At 26.8% G+C, this 21,308-nt stretch carries 20 protein-coding genes and 1 pseudogene; 1 reads left to right on the top strand and 20 read right to left on the bottom strand.

The genetic code is table 11. The features are described 5' to 3' along the window. Positions 1-27: 27 nt before the first annotated feature. A complete protein-coding gene (locus BM119_RS07740; protein WP_090040321.1) occupies positions 28-1,785 on the bottom strand; it encodes a helicase-related protein in 1,758 nt (585 codons plus the stop codon). Between the two features lie 406 nt (positions 1,786-2,191). On the opposite strand from BM119_RS07740, the gene BM119_RS07745 reads away from it, so the two are divergent. Next, positions 2,192-2,836, top strand: a complete 645-nt coding sequence (locus tag BM119_RS07745; RefSeq protein ID WP_090040322.1) for a pentapeptide repeat-containing protein — start codon at positions 2,192-2,194, stop codon at positions 2,834-2,836. Positions 2,837-2,920: 84 nt separating this feature from the next. On the opposite strand, the gene BM119_RS07750 is transcribed toward BM119_RS07745, so the two are convergent. From BM119_RS07750 to BM119_RS07845, 19 genes and pseudogenes are all read right to left on the bottom strand, one after another. After that, entirely contained in the window at positions 2,921-3,667 is a 747-nt protein-coding gene (locus tag BM119_RS07750; RefSeq protein ID WP_090040323.1) for a hypothetical protein, read from the bottom strand. Positions 3,668-3,771: 104 nt separating this feature from the next. Then, a complete protein-coding gene (locus tag BM119_RS07755) occupies positions 3,772-4,038 on the bottom strand; it encodes a GNAT family N-acetyltransferase (RefSeq protein ID WP_090040325.1) in 267 nt (88 codons plus the stop codon). 126 nt (positions 4,039-4,164) lie between these two features. Next, positions 4,165-4,689: a GNAT family N-acetyltransferase gene (locus BM119_RS07760; RefSeq protein WP_090040326.1), complete on the bottom strand. Its 525-nt coding sequence runs from the start codon at positions 4,687-4,689 to the stop codon at positions 4,165-4,167. A gap of 121 nt (positions 4,690-4,810) precedes the next feature. Further along, a complete protein-coding gene (locus tag BM119_RS07765) occupies positions 4,811-5,029 on the bottom strand; it encodes a cupin domain-containing protein (RefSeq protein WP_090040328.1) in 219 nt (72 codons plus the stop codon). 189 nt (positions 5,030-5,218) lie between these two features. Continuing rightward, positions 5,219-5,887, bottom strand: coding sequence for an ABC transporter ATP-binding protein (locus BM119_RS07770; protein ID WP_090040330.1), 669 nt, complete (start codon positions 5,885-5,887; stop codon positions 5,219-5,221). A 2-nt stretch (positions 5,888-5,889) separates the two neighbouring features. After that, positions 5,890-7,074, bottom strand: coding sequence for an ABC transporter permease (locus tag BM119_RS07775; protein ID WP_177199349.1), 1,185 nt, complete (start codon positions 7,072-7,074; stop codon positions 5,890-5,892). A gap of 62 nt (positions 7,075-7,136) precedes the next feature. Continuing rightward, positions 7,137-8,240, bottom strand: coding sequence for an ABC transporter permease (locus tag BM119_RS07780; protein ID WP_090040334.1), 1,104 nt, complete (start codon positions 8,238-8,240; stop codon positions 7,137-7,139). Between the two features lie 15 nt (positions 8,241-8,255). Beyond that, entirely contained in the window at positions 8,256-8,846 is a 591-nt protein-coding gene (locus BM119_RS07785; RefSeq protein WP_090040335.1) for a hypothetical protein, read from the bottom strand. Positions 8,847-9,270: 424 nt separating this feature from the next. Beyond that, positions 9,271-10,578, bottom strand: a complete 1,308-nt coding sequence (locus BM119_RS07790) for an MFS transporter (protein WP_090040338.1) — start codon at positions 10,576-10,578, stop codon at positions 9,271-9,273. Positions 10,579-10,874: 296 nt separating this feature from the next. Beyond that, positions 10,875-11,420: a GNAT family N-acetyltransferase gene (locus BM119_RS07795; protein WP_177199350.1), complete on the bottom strand. Its 546-nt coding sequence runs from the start codon at positions 11,418-11,420 to the stop codon at positions 10,875-10,877. A gap of 58 nt (positions 11,421-11,478) precedes the next feature. Continuing rightward, positions 11,479-12,018: an MFS transporter gene (locus BM119_RS07800; RefSeq protein ID WP_341465750.1), complete on the bottom strand. Its 540-nt coding sequence runs from the start codon at positions 12,016-12,018 to the stop codon at positions 11,479-11,481. A gap of 21 nt (positions 12,019-12,039) precedes the next feature. Further along, positions 12,040-12,837, bottom strand: coding sequence for a class I SAM-dependent methyltransferase (locus BM119_RS07805; RefSeq protein ID WP_090040342.1), 798 nt, complete (start codon positions 12,835-12,837; stop codon positions 12,040-12,042). A 339-nt stretch (positions 12,838-13,176) separates the two neighbouring features. After that, positions 13,177-13,428, bottom strand: a pseudogene (locus BM119_RS07810) (GNAT family N-acetyltransferase); the annotation flags it as partial. A 249-nt stretch (positions 13,429-13,677) separates the two neighbouring features. Next, positions 13,678-14,202, bottom strand: coding sequence for a GNAT family N-acetyltransferase (locus BM119_RS07815; protein ID WP_090040344.1), 525 nt, complete (start codon positions 14,200-14,202; stop codon positions 13,678-13,680). A gap of 108 nt (positions 14,203-14,310) precedes the next feature. Further along, positions 14,311-15,063 (bottom strand): class I SAM-dependent methyltransferase, encoded by a 753-nt coding sequence (locus tag BM119_RS07820; protein WP_090040346.1) that lies wholly within the window; start codon positions 15,061-15,063, stop codon positions 14,311-14,313. A gap of 597 nt (positions 15,064-15,660) precedes the next feature. Next, the gene (locus tag BM119_RS07830) at positions 15,661-16,215 is read right to left on the bottom strand and encodes a flavodoxin family protein (RefSeq protein WP_242948368.1); all 555 of its coding nucleotides are present in this window, start codon (positions 16,213-16,215) and stop codon (positions 15,661-15,663) included. Between the two features lie 343 nt (positions 16,216-16,558). Further along, on the bottom strand, positions 16,559-17,470 hold the full coding sequence (locus BM119_RS07835) for a helix-turn-helix domain-containing protein (RefSeq protein ID WP_090040349.1): 912 nt from the start codon (positions 17,468-17,470) through the stop codon (positions 16,559-16,561). Positions 17,471-17,763: 293 nt separating this feature from the next. After that, positions 17,764-19,560 carry an alpha/beta hydrolase family protein gene (locus BM119_RS07840; protein ID WP_143087306.1) on the bottom strand — a complete coding sequence of 599 codons (1,797 nt, stop codon included), beginning with the start codon at positions 19,558-19,560 and terminating at the stop codon, positions 17,764-17,766. Positions 19,561-20,178: 618 nt separating this feature from the next. Next, complete coding sequence (locus BM119_RS07845; protein WP_090040352.1) at positions 20,179-21,045, bottom strand: polysaccharide deacetylase family protein; 867 nt, start codon at positions 21,043-21,045, stop codon at positions 20,179-20,181. Between the last annotated feature and the right edge of the window lie 263 nt (positions 21,046-21,308).

The raw sequence follows: 21,308 nt of genomic DNA on the forward strand, positions 1-21,308 counted from the left end.
TACAACTTGTAACTTGTAACTTGTAAATTATATTTCTAAAAGAATTTCATTTATATCATCGCTAACCTTTAACCTCTCGTCATAAATCCATTGAACATCAAAGTCTAGCTTAAAACTCTTGCAGAATGAATAATACATATTTATTTTTTGATAATAATTTTCTAAATCTTCAAGGTTTCCTGTATAACACTCTGATATTGGAATTGTGTCATTTTTTCTTACAAATAGTTCTTCTACATAGTTTATAAAGGTTTCCATAAGTTCTTCCTTAGAAACATCAAAAGGAATCTTTAATAAGTCCCATTGTACTTGTTCTTTTAATTTATATTTCTTAACTTTATCTAGTATTATTAAATATTCATTTATATCCATTTTGCTATAATAGTCTAAAACCTCTTCTCTAGTGCTCCACAAAGCAAGCTTCTCATTTAAAGGAAGACTTTGTATTTTAAGTATTGCCTCTGATGGGCCAATTACAGCTTCCTTTACGGTTCTATCAGTTTCTTCTAGTCTTTCATCAATAAATTTTGCATTTCCACCTATTGATGCAACATATCCAATATCGTATATTCCTTTTCTTCCTGCTCTTCCAGCTATTTGTTTAACCTCTTGGGATGTTAAATATCTTACTTCCTCTCCATCAAACTTCTTTATATCTAAAAAGATAATTCGTCTAATAGGTAAGTTAACTCCCATACCAATAGCATCTGTTGATATAAGAATTTTTGTTTCTTTATTTATAAACTGCTCATATTGTTTTTTTCTAACTTCTGGTGGTAAATCTCCATATATAATACTTGCCTTAATTCCAAGTTCCGAATAATGCTGAGCAAGAGATAATACTCTTTTTTTAGAAAATACAACTATTGCATCTCCCTCTTCAGCATTTTTATAATTAAAGTTTTCATATTGCACCTTAAGAGGAACATTTCTCTTATACTCTATGATTTCATAATCATCATTGCAGTCTTCTATAATCTTAATTAAAATATCCTTTGCATTTAAAGCTCCACAAATGTGTATTTCTTTTGCACACAACCCAAGTACTGCTCTACTCCATGCTGCTCCCCTTTGATCATCCTTTATCATCTGAATCTCATCAATAACAGCTACATCATATTCCTTTTTTATATCTCCCTTTTCTATAGTGCAAGATACATGTGTTGCTTCATTATGTCTTATTTCCTCTTCACCAGTTAATAAATTACATATTGCTCCCTGATTATTTAATCTTTCATAGTTTTCTAATGCAAGTATTCTAAGAGGAGATAGATATATTCCATTTATAGCACTCTTAAGCCTTTCCATTGCTGTATAAGTTTTTCCTGTATTTGTATCTCCTAAATGAATATAAAACTTTCTTCTCATTGCTCTAGCTTTTCTATACTCATCTTTTGGGTTACTTGGGAAGGTTTCTTCAAATTTTTTAGCAATTAATTCCGGTATATGTTTCTTAGTAAGAACCGTCATTAATCCTGAGTTTAAAAATACATTATAGTTATCTCTTACTACATCATAAAAATCAAAATCAGTATCATTCTTTCTATTATAATCATCTAAAAGCTTTTTTGATGCATACTCTAATAATTCTTCATATCTTTCATTTACATCATTAAAGCCCTTAAAGCCTTCTTTTTCCATTTCTTTTAATTGTATTAGTTTTTTTCTTATGGAAGATTCATGCTCAATTAATGCTCCTGGTTTTGAATTGTGAACAATTTCTTCTATCTGATTTATTTGACTACTTAATTTCTTGTATTCTCTTTGTGATGCATTTTTTTTCATATAAATTCCTCCAGCTAATTCTTAATTATATTATACCCAAAGAAAAATTTTTGAACAATTAATCTACTATAAGTGTACTTGCCTTAATTAAATTTAATTATTATATCTTTAACTCAACTATGCTATAATAAAATTTAGTTAAAAAAATCCAATATTATTATATAGTTATTTGTGAATTATTATCTTTTAACTATGAAATAATTTATAAGATTATCTGAGTAACATAATTGCTACTACCTCTTTTTAAGTTGCCTATGTATGCCATTTTGTTATTCTACTGGATAAGCTCTTATAAACTTCATTTAAATTAACTGGATTTATTAATTACAAAGTATAAAATGAGAAGAGGTGAACTTTTAATAGGAGTTTAGTAAATATATATCTTTCTCTTATTAAACATAGATTTATGAGCAAATTAATTAAAATACAAAAACCTAAATTTATAGATGAATTTGAAGAAGTGAATGATATTTTTGAGGAAATACTAATTGCCGAAAAAATTCAAAATAAACTTATTGAAAATGCTACAATAGATGGCAAATCCGACGTTGGATTTACCATTGATTCTTGCATATTTAAAAATATAATATTTAAAAATTGTAACTTTCAAAACATAGATTTACTAGATGCAAGATTTGAGAACTGTGATTTATCTAACACTTCATTTAATAGTGGAAGCATTCATAGAGTTGAATTTATTAACTGTAAACTTTTAGGTTGCAAATTTGATGACAGTAATATAAAAAATGTATTGTTCCATAATATTTTAGGAAAATATATAAATTTCTCTTTTTCTAAAATTAATAGTGTGAATATAGTGGAATCTAATGTTCAAGAATCTGTTTTTCAAGAAGTTAGACTTGATAAAACAGCCTTTAATAATACAGATTTCAGTAATTCATATTTTAATAAAACTTCTTTGTCAAAAATGGATCTTACTACTTGTGATATTTCTGGAATTAATATTGAAATAAATGATGTTTCTGGAGCTATAGTTACTCCATTACAAGGTCTGGATTTAACCAGACTTATGGGCATTGTTGTTAAGTAATACCAATATAATAAATTTAAGCTACAGTTTAATATAATATTTATCTGTAGCTTAAAACACTTAGATTATTGATTATAGCTCATCCTAAATATATTTCTTTAATATATCCCTATATTTTTCACAATAATCCAATCCCTTTTTCATAAAGTCCTCTAATGTATTTTCTGTATAAAGACTACGAATTTCTTCAATAAGATAGCTATTATTTATTTCTATATTATAAAAATAATCATATGCAGGTTTTTCTAATTTACAATACTTTTTAAGCCTATGATCTCTAAGAATTGGGTCAATTGCAATTTCACTAAATAACCATATAAGATGTGGGTATTCAAAGTATTGTTCATCTGAATTCTTAAATACCTGTTTCCAAACTTCAAACCATACAAAATGAGTTAATTCATGTATTGTATTTTCCATAGCACTTTGAGCATTTAACTTATAAAAGCAATCAAATTTATGTTCATTAAGATATCTTGGACAAATTGGATTAAGTCCAACTTGTACTATAATGTCTCCAAAAATCTCATCAACATCTATACTAAATATTGATTTGTAACATTTTAATATTTCAGTGCTAATCTTATTCCATTCTTTTTGGTATTCATTTATCTTCTTATTTATATTCTCTGCTTCATTTTCATATAAATCTTTAAGATTTTGTTTTATATAATTTAGCTTCTCTTGTATGTCCATGTTCTTTATCTTCTCCATATCAAAAGAAGTATAAATTTCACAAATATACTCTTGAAAATCTTTACTTTGTTCTTCATAAAAAAATTCTGAAATTGATTTACATGTATATTCTAAAGAGGCTCTTTCAAATTTCAATTTCAATACAACCCCTACTTTCTACTCCTCATTTTAAATTATTAGGATAACAACCTCTTGAATTATTGAGTATAATATAGTTTAAATAAACTTTTTTATTATTATCACAAATTCATAACTGAAAATTCTGTTTTTCCCATTTCTAATATTCTATTAAATGAATTAACCCTTTTAAATCCTACTCTTTCATATACCTTTATTGCACGATTATTGAAAGTTGCTACTGTCAAACGAAATCCATTTGTATATCCTTCATTCCTAGCAAATTCTAAACCTTTACTTAAAAAATCAAACCCTAAACCCTGACTACACAATTTAGGATTTATACCTAAACCAATATCAGTAGGACCTTTATCATCATAAACTCCCATTTGGAAATTTGCTTTGCTTTTTCATAATTCATTTCTTTTATAATATATTCCACTCCTTTTCCCCTTTCTTTTATAGTTTTATCTGAAACTAAATGATAGTTCTGCTGTTACTCTAAAATCGGTATACTATAATTTGTCATTAGATGTTGCAATACTATATTTATATAGATTTTCATTTTCTTCTTCATCAAAAATAGCTTCCAATAATTTCCCATTATTCTTTTCTATAATTTTTTTTGAAGATACATTATCTATGTTACAAGTCACTATTGCCTCTTTTATTCCTATTTTCACAGCCTCTTTCAGTGCTAATTTAAGGATCTCAGTACCATAACCTTTATTTCTACAACATGGTGATACATCATAACCTATATGACCAGAATACTCTACTTCTTGGTGTCTAATTCGTACTACTCCTACTACTTTATTATTATGAATTAACCAAAAGTTTGAAGTTATAACCTCTCCTTGAGGTAAATCTATTCCTTTAGAATAATTGTGTAAGTAGTTTAAATATTCATTAAAGTTATCTAATCCTTTTTTATATAGATTGAAATAAAAATCATCACCTTCTTTTTTATATGCTATCACATACTCTTCAAAACTCTTTTGATATTCCTTATTTGGTTTAGCTAAAAATAAATCTATCATAAGTATCCCCCTTTTCTACATATACTAATTTGCAAAACTTTGCGAATCCTATCTATTTTTCAAGAAAACTATAACATATTTTCTAAATTATTATATAAAATTCTTACTTTACAATACCGTATTATTCATTTTGTCCTTCAGTAACCACCAATACTTCTTCTATTATTTTATGTAAATGCCATTCTTGTTTAGAGTTAGGTGGTATTCGATTTAAATGAACTTCAAATTCATCAAAAACATAATAATCAACCTTAGTTTTATTTTCCTTAGTTACAGAGATAGAATCTAATTTTGTAAGAATATCTACTTCCCCACTATCCCTTTCAATCCATTTGTACACAATTCCACTACCATCAGGTTTTCTTCAGATAGCAGTAGATTTTTTAGATGCATATATGCCAAACTCTGTTAAAGTTCTAAATCCTTCTTTGTAAAAATCAGGACTGTATTCGATATTATGGATTTAATAAGTATTATATTAATTTTCTCTAATGGCTACTAACTGTAATACCACTACCTTTTGCGTGGTTTAAAGTATAACTCCATCTCTCATATTAATAATCTTATCGCAATACTTTGCTATGTTCATATCATGAGTTACTATTATTATAGTTTTTCCTTCATCCTTATTAAGATTTTTTAATATACTCATTATATTTTTACCATTTTCTTGATCTAATGCACCTGTAGGTTCATCCGCTAATATTAGTTCACTTTCTTGTACAAGGCTTCTTGCAATGGCTACTCTTTGTTGTTGCCCACCTGATAAATTTATTACTTTTTTATTAGCCAAATCTTCAATTTGTAATTTTTTTAGATATTTTAAGGCCGATAACCTTTTTTCTTTAAATGTCATTTTTCTAAAATTTAAAGGTAATATAACATTATCCAATACAGAAAATTCTTTTAACAATGCAAATTCCTGAAATACAAATGAAATATTCTTATTTCTTATTTTAGCAAGTTTATTAAAGTTTAATTTATTTATTTCCTGTCCATTTAGAGAATAAGTACCGTTATTAGGAACATCTATGCATCCTATAATATTTAATAATGTGCTTTTTCCACAACCAGATGGACCCATTATAGCTATCATTTCTCCTTTTTTTATAGATAAATTTATGTTTTTTAGTGCTATAGTTTCAGCACTATTTTTACCGTAAATTTTTTTTATATTTTTAAGTTCTATTATATTCATATTTATTTCCCCCTTATAAGCTCGTTTGGCTTTAGTTTAATAATATTATTTATTGGAATAACTAAACAAAATAGTGATATAAATAACATTATTATAAAAGGTACCCCTAAATTTATTATATTAAAATCATTTATAAAGAAAAAAATAATGGTTTGTCCAAAATACATATATATTGGAATACTTATTAAATAAGCTATGCTAATAACAAATACCATATCTAAAGAAAACATAAATATTATATTTTTTTTACTAGCACCTAAGGAATATAAAATACCAACTTCTCTCTTTCTATTATTAATTAAATATATAAAGGATATAGTAAAAACACCAAAGGACAATATAGTATATATTAATACTTTCATACTTTCAAAACGAATTTGAACATCTATATCTTCAAGAAATATATTTAAAGAATCATAAAAATTATCTATTTCAAGATCCATACCTAACTCTTTACCTTTATCTGTAATTTCTTTTATTACTGTTGAATTGTCCAAATCATCATTAAAGGTAAAAACCATGTCTTTCATACTGTGGGGCAACATAAAGTTTTCTTCATTTAAAAAAGTTTTAGTTAAAGGAATAATAAAACTTTTTTCACTTGACTCTGTGCTTTGAGCAGGATTTGATCCATGTAAAAACAATATATTTTTCTTTAAAAATCCAACTACTTTAAATTTTAAACTTTTATCATCATTTGCTATGATATCCCCAAGTTTATAATCTTTTTTATAAATTTCTCCTAAAATTACTGGAGTAACCTCATTATCTTTATCAAAATCTTCTTTTTTAAATCCACTTCCGTATATATGTTTTTCAATTTCAGAATAATAACCATAGTTAAGTTTATAAACTGGTATAAAATCTTTATAATTCATATCAATATTATATTGTTGTTTAAATTTATCAGTATTTATCTTAAATTCTTCTGTGCTTAATCTTTTAATTACAGATAATCTATAACTTTTAATATTTTTATTATTTTCTACATAATTAATAAATTCCCTTACTTTTTCTATTTCTTTTTCTAATTTTTCAGAATCTATTCCATCTTTTATATAAGCACCATTTTCTAATGGGAAATTTTCTTTGTAATTTTTGATGAAATTACTTTTAAACATAGCCATTGAAAATAAATTCATTAAAAGAAATATATAAACTATAGCTTGAAAAAGTAATAACAGCATAATTTTTTTCCTCATATATAAATTCCGAAAAAAATATTTAATATTCATATTAATACCTCATTCTATTTAATATAATTTGTAACATTAAATTTTAATACATCTTTATAAATCCATAAAGAATTCAAAATAACAAACACAAAAGTAGCTATACTTATACTAAGAATATTAGTTAAATCAAAACTAATTTGAGCTAACATTAATTTTTCTAAAAAATTTAATGTTATAAGATTTAAAATACCTGCTATTATTGATGAGACAATTACTAATATCAACATTTGGTATATTAATTGCTTAAAAATATATAAATTATCCGCACCTAAAATTTTCTTTATAGCAACATTTTTCTTTAATCCATCAGCCCAAAAAGTTGAAAAGATAAGTATACTTATTAATGCCAATAAAATTGAAAATATTAAAGATATATACATAGATTTATTATTATTAAAAACCCTACTAGCAATACCATCTTCTTTTGATAATTCATTAATTTTTATGCTTTCTATATTTTTATTACTAAAATTATTTTTTAAGTCGTAAAAATAATTTTTTTCTTGTAACATACGTTTTGGGTAAAATAACCCCATGGAGTTGTACTCAGAATTATATATGTCATTAGGTAAGGATTTCACAGGAGTAAAAATTCTTAATCCCCAATAAGATAAAGTTTTTCTACCTATAGTTCCTATAACTTCAAACTCTTCTTTTTCTATTTTTATATACTTTTTATCATTTTTCATATAAATTAAGTCTGCTAAATTACCTCCAACTAAAGCTAATTTTTCACTTGACATACTTTCTTCTTCAGTGAAAAATCTTCCTTCTAGTAGTGGAAGTATTTTGTTTAACTCTTTGTAATTATACAATCCGATTAAATAAGCAGTCCTATTTTTTTCTATTTCTAAATCAAATCTAGGTGTGATAAATCCAACATTAGGATCTATTTGTTCTATATTATTCATAAAATTGTTAATGCTTATGTTTTCTTTAAATATAAATTCTGCAGAACAACTTTCTTTTAAAAGATAATTTTTATCATTATATAAATTATAAAATGTAGTAAAGAGACAGGTACCTGCAGATAAGCAATATATGGCTATAGTTAAACCTAAACACATAAATATAGTATTTATAGGTTTAATAAATAACTCTTTAAAAAATATCTTCATGTATATATCCTCCTATTAATTACTTTTGTTAATTTTAATTAATGAACCTTCTAACGTTTCTTTTTTAGATTCTTTTGAAGTATATTTAAATTCAACATCTATTTTATTTTCCTCAAATTCTTTAATAATAAATTTAAACGCATAATCACCATACTTAGGATCAATCTTATCTTTCATAGAAGGATCAATATTATACAATATATTAATAGAGGTTTCTCCATTTTTATTTTTTTCAATTTTATATTTATCCTCACTTAAACCAGTTATATAATCCCCATGATCTAGTAAATATATATCCGTAATTACATCAGAATTATTTTTGAAATTTAGCTTTATCTTACTAGGCTTAGAATAAGCTTTATTTTGTATATTGGTATCAAATTCCCATTCTCCTAATAAAGATTCTTCTTTTAGAGTTATTATATTTTCAGTGTTATTTACACTATCCTCCTCATTATCATCTCCACTAATTATATATGTTTTATCACTTTTACCACTTTGATCACTTGAAGTTACTAATTTAATAGTTATTATACTTAAAATTATTATAAAAAATAAAATTATTATTTTTTTAGTTTTAGCAATTTTTAAATTTTTTTTAATCATACAGGTATCTCCTCGTTCATTGTAGAATAAATAATTCTATTGTAGATATTTAACTGAGTATAATTTTATATTTAAATATATGTAAAACCAATTTGGATTTTACATTATCCGTAGTAGAATGAATGTTCACTCTATTTTCTACATACCAATAATCCAAGATTATTCATTCATAATCTTCATCTGCAATATTAAACCCAGACATTATTTCATTTTTCTCCCTTAGGCCTTAATAATTTCTTTACAATCTATTGTTCCGTCCTCCTGTTATTTTAAAATCATGAATAAAAAATACCGCAAATTCATTTGAATAATACGGTATTTACAGTATTATTTTTAATAACCATTGCATCGACCTATTTTACAAATTCATATTTTTATAAGTTTACATATTATACTATCTAAACTTTGCACTCATAACAAGGATCTATTTATCTAGTTCTTTAATTTTAGTACTCTTCTTAAAAATCATGCTAAGTAAACATCCTATAATTCCTACAATTAAAAAAATCATTGCCATTCCAGAACCTTTTCCTGTACCAACTATTTTTCCCACTGTTTGTTGCATAAGTGTAGACTTGAGCATTAATGGTTCAAATACTTTGTCACTTAAAATACCTCCTAATAAATATCCCACAGGTATAGTGCTAAATTGAACTGAGCTCCTTATTGAAAATACTCTACCTTGTATATCTACAGGAATTTTTGTTCGTAATATGCTCATTTCACTTCCATTTAAAAATGGGATTGGAATATTACCTGCAAAAGCTGCCAATATCCAAACATATATATTTTGACTACCACCTAACAAAACATCACTTAATAAAAATGATAAAGCACAGGAATTAAAAATTGTTTTCACCTTACTCTTAGGGGGTTTTATAATCGTTACTATAATCCCTCCAACAATTCCTCCTAATCCAATTGCAGAGGTAACAAATCCAAGTAATACTCGGTTATTATTTGTACGTGAAAGAATCATTGCAGGCAAGACACTACCTTCAGCCATTGAGGCTAAAAGATTAATGATAGACATAAATACTATCAAATATAAAATCCCCTTTTCTTGCAACAGATACGAAAATCCCTTTTTAAAATCATAAAAAAAACTATAACTTTTAGTTCTATCATTTTCTTCTTTATTATTAGGAATTTTTATAAATAGCAAAAGTGAACTAAATGCACTAGAAAAGGTTATCAAATCAATAATTAATATAGCTTTAATACCACTGAAAGAAATAATTGCAGTTGCAAAAACAGGTGTGAAAATTGTAATAAAGGAATTACATAAGGACTGCAATCCACTTATTCTATTATAATGTTCTTTTGGTACAATTAATGTAACTGCTACATTAGAAGTTGGTGACTGAAAAGCATTCATCACTCCTAATAATGTATTAATGATGTATATGTTCCACACTTTCAGTATACCTAAACAATATAAGATTAACACGCACAGGGTACATATCGCCGCAATACTGTCAGAAATAAGCATTACAGCTTTTTTGTTCCACTTGTCAATAAGTGTGCCGGCAAAAACACTTACCAATATATATGGTAAGTAGGTACACACCCCAAGGATAGAGATTGACATTACGGTGCCTTTATTTTGATATGCCCAAATCATCAATGCAAAACTTGTCATTGAACTTCCAAGCTGAGAAATTGATTGTCCACCTAGTAAAATTAAAAAGTATTTTAAATCGGTTATAATTTTTTTATTAAATTGTTTCATTTTGACTTTGCTCCTCACTAAAATTTAGTTAAAAATTCATTGATGCAAAGTCTCTTTATTTAGACGATTTTATTTTGCTCCATACAGGCAATCGTCTTTACAAGACCTTGCATGGAGCTTAGTTGCTGTAGGTATTTTTATTACATATAACATTTTTTATCCTCCTATTTTTCAACTTAATTTTACGTTTAATGGGTTATATTTATAATTTAGCTATGGTTTACTTTTTCTGAATTTATATCAATCTTTCTTGAAAATAATACATCAACTTATGGTGTTCTCAATATTTTATGAATTTAACCCTCTAAATTTTTAAAGTCATTGTCCAGTAATGAATATATATGACTTCCATACCATGAATTATTTAAAAATCTAACGCCTCTACATGTGCCTTCCTTTTTCATTCCTATTTTTATCATAACTTTTTCAGAATTAGTATTTTTATCATTGCAAAGTGCTTGTATTCTATGAACTCCTAAATTATTAAATGCAAATTCAAGTAAAGCTTTTGCGGCTTCTGGAGCATACCCATTTCCCACATAGTTAGGGTGGACATCCCAACCAATCTCCCATTCTCTAATAGAAGAATCTATCTCCCAAAATATTAACTTTCCTACTGGTTGAAAATTAGGTAGTTTTGTAATAATTAGATAATATTTAATCCTAGGTACTTCATTTATATATTCAAGCATTTTTAAAAACTTCCTATCAATGTCTTGTTTTATAGGTATAGTATCTGATTCAAATTTTTGAATAAAATCACTAGTTTCTAATTCAGATATGAAATCATAATCCTTTTCAGTAACTTCTCTTAAATATAACCTTTCAGTAAACATATTCATATTACATGCTCCTTCTTGTATAGTTCTTTTTAATATATTCCACCCATTTATTTTTCCCTTATGCATTAATTATTTCTTTAACACTTGGTACTAATGAAAGATATATAAATAATATTAGAAATGCTACATAATCCCAAAAAATAATTGCATTTATTTTTATTTTTTCAGCAAGTATACCAGCAAGAACCATTGCTATTGGCATTAAAGCATATGATAATGTATTTTTAAATGCAAATACTTTAGATCTTATATTTGAAGGCACACTATTTTGCATGCTTAGTTGAAGTAACGATCCCATTATAGCTAGCCAAAAACCATTAATAAAAAACATAATTGAAATTACATATATATTTAAGAAGACTGAAACTGTAATCATTGTCATGGAAGCAATAACTCCGCTTGCAATAAACATATAGAATTGTCTTTCTCTTTTTATTTTGAATACAGATAAAAAAGTAAACCCCAAAAACATTCCAAATGTATTTATTGCCATTGCTATTCCATATAAACCAACTCCAAGATTACTATTGGTTTCAAATAAAGGTAGTGTAAGAGTCATAGACATTGAGGCAAAAAAGTTTAAGAAGGCAATTGCAATACCATAGAGTGAATATTCATTCTATTTTCTACATACCAATAATCCATGATTACTCATTCCTAAAATGCTTTTTTCTCTGCAACTATTTAAACTGTAATTTAGCCATGTAGAATATTCTTCATCATTCATATTATCTACAAAATCTTTTAAGAATGGACTTAACCCATCAGTTCCCACATGATCAATAATTTTAACATTAAATGTTTCAATAAATTCTTCCATCTCCATTGGAGTTGTAAAAAAAGCATCTGTCCAAAAACACTCTTTTTCTCCCTCTTTAATAACCCCTGTATTTAAAATCTTCTCAACAAAATTATTTTTAAGAAACTGTTTCTTTGTTGTCATAACTGAATTTAATACAAAATGCTTATTTATATATGCAACTGCTAATATACCACCTTTTCTTAATACCCTTAAAGATTCCTTAATACATTTTTCCCTATCATTCTCATTTGTGAGATGGTACATTGGTCCAAGACACAATACTATATCGAAGCTTTCAGATTCATAATTACATAAATTAGTAGCATCTATTACTTCTGTGGCTAACTTAATGTTATTTTTTCTTTCACTAAGTTTTTGCTTAATAATATCTACATGCTTTGGAGTTATGTCTGTAGCAACCACATCTTGCCCTTTATCTGCATAATAGAATGAATATACTCCAGTTCCTGCACCTAATTCAAGAATTTTATTATGATTTTTTATATGTTGATCTAGAACAGTTGTTGTTACCGTAAACTCAACTTTTCTTGCATTATTAGTTGTTAGCCTACTCTCCTCATCATATTTGTCATAAAATTTTACAACCTCATTCATAACTTCACCCCTTGTATATACTTGATATAGTCTATTTCAAAACTTATACCAAGTATTATTCTGATAATAGTCTTCTAGATAAGATAAATTAACACCAATTATTAGTTTGTAATATTTTACAAACGCCCTAAACGATTATGTGTTAATAGTAACATTTTTTCAATATTATAACATATTTTGTTTATATATAGCAATTTTTCTTGTATAGAAAGAATAGCCCGAGTCGCATAAATACACCGTAAAATTCTGATTTGAATAATACGGTGTTTTAAATAATTATTCAGTTTTTGCTATTACATCAAATAAGAAAGTTATGTACTACAAGTTTATATTAATTTATTAAAGCAACGATTTATCTAAATTTAATTTATAATATAATAATTCTGTTTCTTTTGTATCTTCGAGAATATTAAATCCACAATGACCTATAAGTTCATTAGTATCTCTATTTATTACAGCCCAAACACCATAATTATTTTCAACCCAGTGTTTTTTAAAATTTTTCATCATATCTTTAACATCGTCTGGACTTTTTCTTTTTCCGATACCAAGCCACATACTAACTTCTTCTTGTTTTAAAATGTCATAATAATTTTCAAAATCTCAAATATCAAATTTTCTCAAAAGTAATCTTTTAGTGTAAATCTCATTAGATTCTTTATTATTCATTTTAAAATTGTCTCTCTCTATATGTGTATTTTACAATATATTACTATTTTCACTTACCTGGTGATAATTATATCATATTTATATTGAAATATAGTAATCCTCTATTTTGTAATGACTAAAAAATACTGATAAACTTTTTTATTTATCAGCACAAAATCATAACTAAAAATTCTATAATTCCAACACCATATGTATATCATAGGGTTCTAATTCATATAAATCTTTATTTATCTTATCTGTAAGCTTTGCTCCCATAGCAAAATAAAAATCCACTGTATTTTTAAATGGTGTAGCTGATATATATATACTTTTGGCCCCTAGTTCTTTCGCTTTTTTACATAATAAATTAACTAAATTTTTACCTATACCCTTTTTTCTGTAATTATTACTTATATAAAGCATATCAAGTTTAAGTTGGTCATTGTTTCTCCCAATAAATTTACTTTCTAAGGACCCTAAACCTACAATTATATTATTATCAAATGCACCATATATAGTTCCATTCCTATCATGTATATCTTCCAATCTATTAATATAGTCATTAAGTTCTTCCAAATTCCAACCTTCAATGTTATCAAATTCACTCACTATTTTAAGTTTATTCTCTTTAAAATAATAAACTTTATTTACTATCTCTTTTCTATCAATTTCACCAAGAAGTTTAAGTTCTGATTTTTTTAGTAATCTATAGTTCAAATCCGCCAAACTCCATTCATTAATAATTTATTTTTTATACCTTAAAATGATAACCACATTTCATTGTGAATTACACTATGCTGACTAATTTAACTATGCTAATAACCCTTATTTAATTGCATAAACAGTAATTTCTCCTGGTAATTTTTTATTTGTCCAACTTGGATCTTCATTAAATTCTTTAATTATAAATCCACTCTTAATCATTGAATTAAGAATTTCACTTATATTATATAATCGTACAGAACATTCTGGAAATTCCTCTTTTTTTCCTTCATCCAAAAAATCTTTATATGATACATCACCATTATATATATTGGTATCAAAGTAATCCCCAACTGATGACTTAAAGATATTAATTGGCATTACTTTTCTAAATGGATGAAAATCATTTAATATAATTTGTCCATTTGGTTTTAACATGAAAAATAGTATTTTCATAAACTTATCTATATCATGAAAATAATGAAGTATGCCCCCTTCAAGATATAGCATATCAAAATAATTACCATACACATTCATATCTACGTCATACAAATCACCAACTATATAATCCAGTTTAACGTGAGAACACTGTGCCAATTCCAAAGCATATTTTTTGTTTTCTTCTGATATATCAAATACCGTCACATCTGCACCTAAAAGTGCCAATGCTACAGCTCTTCTACCATTAGAACCACAAGGATTGGCAATCTTCAAGCCATTTATATTGCTGAAATATTTTCCATGTTGTTTCAGCCTTGCCATTGGATTTTCCATAATAATTTTAGCACGTTCTTCTGGTGATCCATAATCTTTTAACCAGAATTCATATGCTCTATGTTCCCATGCCTTTTTATTTATTGCACTTTGTTTGTTCATTTTATATTCCTCCACTTATACTCAAACTAATATAATTCTTCTTTGTTTCATTTTAGAGAAAAATATGAATTATTATTTCATATAATTAGGTATTTAACACATATTCCATATGCACATCGTCAGGATTTTTCTCAAATAATGATAGTATTAATTCCTCTACCTCTACACAACCAATTTTATATATTTTCCATAGATATATAAAAAAATAATAATATCAAAACACCATATTATTCAAATTTCAAAGGATATTATTTGTATTTTTGTTTAATTTCTGTTGATAATTGATTCCTCTTAGTCCAACTTACACAAATTAATATAATAATGAATATCGTGTTTATATAGTTATATTAGGAGACATAAACAATGTTTTATTCTTTATATCCTTATCATCTATGATTTTTTGTAATTCTATCATAATTTTCCCCCTTAAATAAGATATAATTAATATGCAGATTAAGATTTATTTTTCCACTATAAATAAAAGATGATTGCTAGCTCCTAAAAATTCAGGTTTTTCAGAACAATAATAATGATAATTAAGCCATAACTTATAACTTTCATCATCCATATTGTTTATCTTATCTGCTAAATGTTCACTTAATCCATCAGCAGCAACTTCCTTGCAAATATTCTTGCACCGTTCATTGCATCCTCCGTTTGAAATGATGCTATATCGTCCTCATCTCGAACAGAATACATACCCCTGTATTCTAAATTAGAATGCTCACATAATCTCTTAATGCCAGTTTCAAAAGGACCTGCACCATATTCTGCATCATATCCATGTGTAGCTATTATTGCCACTTTTTTACCTTCCCACAAAGAACCTTTAGCACTACCATAAAACTTATTAAGCCCATAGTGTCGGTCAAGTAAAGCCTTCATAGGTGCTGTACAATACCATGAATATATAGGTGTAGCCAAAATAATACAATCACAGGCAATTATTTTTTCCACAATTTCCAATACATCATCTTGCTGTATACAGCCATATTTATCACTGACATTTTTACAAACATAACATCCTTTGCAATGCAAAATGTTTTTTTCTGACAAAGGTATGTATGTAACATCCGCTTTATTATTTTCAAGCTCAGCTAAAAATGGTTTTAACAATTCAACTGTATTTCCTTTTAATCTAGGACTTGCCATCAAAACACAAAAATTCAATTGCATTATCTCCTCTCTAATTAAATTACATAGGTAAAGATTATTTATATAATCTTTACCTCCACATATCTAACGACTACCTCTTAATTATCAAAATTATACCATGTTTTCTATATACTTTCATATATATATAACATAATAATTTTAAAATACCGTATTATTCAGTTTTAAAAGAACATTATTTGTTTTTTCAACATAAATAATTATGCTGTCTAATGTTTGAATTGAGTAATAAAAAATACTGTAAAATTCATTTGAATAATACAGTATTTTAATAGATTGTTGAGTTTTTAATAATTGTTAATATTAATAAAATTTATATTACTTATTTTATATTTAACTGTTTTACTGGTCTTGCTTCAATATATCCTCTGTATCCCATAGGTGCTAATTGAAATCTTGGTCCATCTTCATCAGCCCATTTAAATCCGTAAACCTGAGGATTGTAATTTTTCATAATATCCCATAGACCTTTTATTTCTTCATCAAATTTTTCGTCATCATAAGGCTGTCCTTGAAAAACCATCATCTTACAAGGTTGAAGATCAATTAAATCAAATCCTTTTGGGACTTCTCCTACATAATTAGCTGGAACTTCTACACCTTGAGTATATACTGACGTACCTGATTTCAATAAGTTTTCCGGCATCCACATTCCAATAGGTTCATACATGGCTTCTTTGATACTAGAAAGAATTCCCCATATATCACATCCTACTTCCTCACAATATTCAAAATAATGTGTAGCTTTAATTCCGCGTTTCAAAATTAACTTTCTTGCAGGACGGTCAACTACTTGTACAAAAACTGTTTTCACATTAGAACTTTTAGACATGTTATCCTCTCCTTTTTGTAGCATAAGGTAATAATCACGGATATGATTGGGCATAAAAAGTTTCAGTGGAGGTGTATTTTTGCAGTAGTATCTAGGAGTCATAGCAAACTGCTTGGAAAACGCCCTTGTAAAACCTTCATGTGAGTCAAAAACGAAATCAAGTGCAACATCAATTATTTTAACATTCTCATCTCTCAATTTAACAGCAGCCCTAGACAAACGAAGTGCTCGAATGTATTCAAAGGGTGTTTTACCTGTTAATTCCTTGAAAATCCTTGTAGAATGCCATGGTGAATATCCTGCTGCATTAGCAAGCATACAAAGAGTTATTGATTCGGTTATATGATTCTCAATATAAATTTGCATACGATATACCGCATTTATCTTTTCCCACTTTTCCATGTTCTCACCTCTTGAATAAAGAATAACATATTTTTATAGATTTTTACTTGACCTATTTTGCTAAAAATAATTTTTAAAGATTATATTTAATATAACTTCATAATTTACTAATCCCACTTACATTCCAAGAAAATTATAATGTGAAATTCTTATTTTAGAATACCTTATTATTTAATCTTCAAAGAACATTGTTCCTATCTATAATTTTAGTAGTTACGTGAACTTATGAAAAATGTGAATCAAACTTATCAACAAGTATATATTTTTCATAAAACACAAATTCATTTTATTTTTTACAAGTAAGTTTTTAAAAATTCTTCTATACAACTATACAATCTAATTTTATTAATACTTTTTCTTATCGCGTGACCCTCATCATTAAAAACCAAGTATTCGTGGCTTATGCAACGCTCTTTTAACTTTTCTATAATAGTTTCTGATTCAATACTTTTAACTCTAGGGTCTTTTAATCCCTGAACTATTAAAACTGGACATTTTATTTTTTCACAGATAAATAATGGGGATTTACTTTTTAACAATCCTCTATCTTTTTGTGGGTGTCCCACCCTCTCATAAAAGCACTCTTTATACTTTCTCCAAAATGAAGGCATATTGTCTAGAAATGTAAGTAGATTACTTGGACCGTTAACTGATATAACGCACTTAAATATATCAGGTGTAAAGGCTGCTCCTACTAATGCGGCATATCCCCCATAAGAACCTCCGTATATGCATATTCTTGTAGGGTCAATATTATAGTTTTTAATGGTCCAATTTACTCCATCAACAATATCATCTTGTATTTTACCACCCCACTCTTTGTAACCTTTTCTTATAAAGTTTTTACCAAATCCTACAGAGCCTCTATAATTAATCTGCAAACATCCGAAACCTTGACTAACAATCCATTGCACAAATGGATTAAACCTTCTATAATCTCTAGACTGTGGACCACCATGCACATTAACTACCAAAGGAACTTTAGATGTTTTCTCCTTAGGCATTGTAAGATAACCTGTTATACTCAAACCATCTCTAGAGATGAATCTTATAGGTTCCATCGGAGAAAATTTATAGTTTTGCAACTGTGGTCTCTCATAAAATAGTAATTGTATAATTCTATTTTCTCTATTAAATAGATAATAGGATGGTCCTGAAACATCCTGTTCAAATTTTAAAATCCAAAAAACATCCTGTTTATCTCTGCTAACTATCTGCATATCGCCTAAGCCTAGGCTATTTAAAAAAGTTATATCCTTATCTAAATCCTTATTTAAAATAATCCAGTTTCGTTTATCTCTGTAAACATTAAGAGCATCAATGTCTCCAGATAATGGATTGATAACTGCATCTTCAATATCAAAAGCCTTATCATTGTATAAAACCTCCTGATTTCGGCTAATTAGGTCTATCCGTACAAGAGAGGAAGTAACAGACATGCTAGAATCCTTCACATATAAATGTCTAACATCATTTGAAAAAGTTATGAAATCACTAGTAAAAATATCATCAACATCCCAGTTAATTAAAGTTATATATGAATTATCTTTATCTACTAATACTAAATCAATTCCGCCATCTTCTCTACTTATGTATCCAGCTATAATTCTTCCCTTCGCATCTATAAACCAATCACTAATGTTTCCAGGATTTTTCTTGATTAGTTCTACCTTTTTAGTAATTATATCTATACAATAAACGTCTTGAAATTTATTATCTTTATATTCAATAGCGACATAGAGCTTGTCATCTAATATATTACCATTGTTTAAAATATTTATGTTTCTACTATCGAAGCATTCAATTAGGGTTTTTTCTAATGTCTCAAGATTTATAAATATCAGTTTAAAACACTCATCCCCATCAGTATCGTGGCTTAAAGCAATGCTATTATTATTTATCCAAAAATAGCTTTTAAGTGGTTTATAAGAAGTTAATATTATCTTTTCAATACTGTTATTTAAATCTCTAACTATTAGATTGACATTATCATCACCATTCCTAATATATGAAAGCTTATTTCCATCAAATGATATTTTAGGATCCATGAATTTTTGTGTCTTTATAATTTCTTCAATTGGAAATTCCACCACCAAGCCCCCCCCTTTTTTTTTCAATGTACACAATAAAAGTTGGATTTAAACTATTATAAATAAAATACTATTGATTTATATAGACCAATAATAATTTACTTTAATTTAAACCACTCCTTTCTCACATTACTTGCTGAACTACATGGTCAATAGTTATCTGTTTACATTTTATCATATTTTTAACACAACAACATTGCCCTTTTTACTAATATAGTAAATATATTTACTTATAATGCCGTAAAGTTCAAATTTGAATAATACGGTGTTTTAGAAGTATCGTACAATTCAGATATCTTGTCACTCTACTTTGATATGAATCTAAAATCGTATACTTTTTACTCTATGCACTTATCTAGCCGGTTTTATCAACTATCATTACTATACCAGTAACATCTCCACCAATATGGTATCCACTAATAAGATAGTCATAACTTACATTATAAAGTTGACTTAGTAAATAACTCTTTGGAATACATTATATTTGCCTAAAGTTATTGAGAAAAACAGTTACCATTATCAATTAAATTGAAATTATGGTAACTGTTTTTTCTTAAATGGCATAAAGATTATGTATAAAATACAATGACGATAGTATAATAGGATTTTAATCTTAGTTTAAGACATAGTTTTGAATTCATATCCTTGACTTTTTAAGTACTCTATGATTTGAGGTAATGCTTTAGCTGTTTCTTCTTTACCGTAAGTGTCGTGCATTAATATTACAACTTTTTCTTTAGTTCCTACAGATTCTTTTAAACTTTCTAATAATTCAGCTGCATTTTTCCTCTTACCTTCTGCATCTGCATTCATTGCATTCCAGTCTATTTGCCACATATCATTTTCTGCTATCTTAGTATCAAACGCTTGTAGGTTAGGGTCTTTATAGTATTCTCTGGACATATAACCTCCAGGCATTCTTAAGACTCTTGTTCTAAAGTCTTGTCCAATAGCTTTTCTTATTGACTCATTACATTGATTAACTTCATTTATATAAGCATTTATGTCAAGTTTATTGTTAGGATATAATTTTTTCATGTCATGAGTATAAGTATGATTTCCAATAGCATGTCCACTTTCGAAAATCTCCTTTACTAAGCTTTTGCTTTTGTCATCTCTATCAACATTTTGTCCCACTAAAAAGAAGGTTGCTTTTATATTCTTTTCTTTTAAAATATCTAATATTTCAGGAGTTACAGTAGTTGAAGGTCCATCATCAAAAGTAAGAAAGGCTATTTTCTTGCCATCCTTTTCTTTATTATTTAAATCATTCTTTAGTTTTTCTATATCATAACTATCATTGGTATTTGACTTCTCTTTTTCATCTATGGGCTTAGAGGCTTGAACAATACTATTAGTGGATGTCCCTTCGGAATAAGTAGAATATTTGCTAGGGAAATTTTTATAACCCTTATATCCTAAAGTCAGCAATCCAATCGTTGATAATGAAATTAAACCTATTTTTTTCAAACTTTTGTTTATCATAATTTTTATCTCCTTGAGTGTAATATTATTATTTTAATCATATAAAACTTACCTTCATTTCCTTTCAGCAAAGTTTTATATGGTTAAATACATTGAATTTTAAATTAGCTAAAGTTTTAATTAACTACAGGATTAATTGTAATATATATATATATGATAAGTTTTTGCAAGTTGTAAATAAGTTGTAAAAAGGAAACAAAATATATAAATATGAAATTGCAATAAATTTAAAAAAGTGGTTAAGTGAATATAATATAAAAGAA

This window comes from Clostridium frigidicarnis, from assembly GCF_900111985.1.
In the GTDB taxonomy this organism is placed as follows: domain Bacteria; phylum Bacillota; class Clostridia; order Clostridiales; family Clostridiaceae; genus Clostridium_Z; species Clostridium_Z frigidicarnis.

Bases quoted from the DNA above. Each gene is read 5' to 3' on its own strand.
- BM119_RS07770 (WP_090040330.1), bottom strand. From the start codon at position 5,887: ATGAATATAATAGAACTTAAAAATATAAAAAAAATTTACGGTAAAAAT.
- BM119_RS07785 (WP_090040335.1), bottom strand. From the start codon at position 8,846: ATGATTAAAAAAAATTTAAAAATTGCTAAAACTAAAAAAATAATAATT.
- BM119_RS07835 (WP_090040349.1), bottom strand. From the start codon at position 17,470: ATGGAAAAGTGGGAAAAGATAAATGCGGTATATCGTATGCAAATTTAT.
- BM119_RS07795 (WP_177199350.1), bottom strand. From the start codon at position 11,420: ATGAATATGTTTACTGAAAGGTTATATTTAAGAGAAGTTACTGAAAAG.
- BM119_RS07775 (WP_177199349.1), bottom strand. From the start codon at position 7,074: ATGCTGTTATTACTTTTTCAAGCTATAGTTTATATATTTCTTTTAATG.
- BM119_RS07745 (WP_090040322.1), top strand. From the start codon at position 2,192: ATGAGCAAATTAATTAAAATACAAAAACCTAAATTTATAGATGAATTT.
- BM119_RS07780 (WP_090040334.1), bottom strand. From the start codon at position 8,240: ATGAAGATATTTTTTAAAGAGTTATTTATTAAACCTATAAATACTATA.
- BM119_RS07830 (WP_242948368.1), bottom strand. From the start codon at position 16,215: ATGGCAAGTCCTAGATTAAAAGGAAATACAGTTGAATTGTTAAAACCA.
- BM119_RS07805 (WP_090040342.1), bottom strand. From the start codon at position 12,837: ATGAATGAGGTTGTAAAATTTTATGACAAATATGATGAGGAGAGTAGG.
- BM119_RS07845 (WP_090040352.1), bottom strand. From the start codon at position 21,045: ATGATAAACAAAAGTTTGAAAAAAATAGGTTTAATTTCATTATCAACG.
- BM119_RS07755 (WP_090040325.1), bottom strand. From the start codon at position 4,038: ATGGGAGTTTATGATGATAAAGGTCCTACTGATATTGGTTTAGGTATA.
- BM119_RS07820 (WP_090040346.1), bottom strand. From the start codon at position 15,063: ATGAACAAACAAAGTGCAATAAATAAAAAGGCATGGGAACATAGAGCA.
- BM119_RS07740 (WP_090040321.1), bottom strand. From the start codon at position 1,785: ATGAAAAAAAATGCATCACAAAGAGAATACAAGAAATTAAGTAGTCAA.
- BM119_RS07760 (WP_090040326.1), bottom strand. From the start codon at position 4,689: ATGATAGATTTATTTTTAGCTAAACCAAATAAGGAATATCAAAAGAGT.
- BM119_RS07790 (WP_090040338.1), bottom strand. From the start codon at position 10,578: ATGAAACAATTTAATAAAAAAATTATAACCGATTTAAAATACTTTTTA.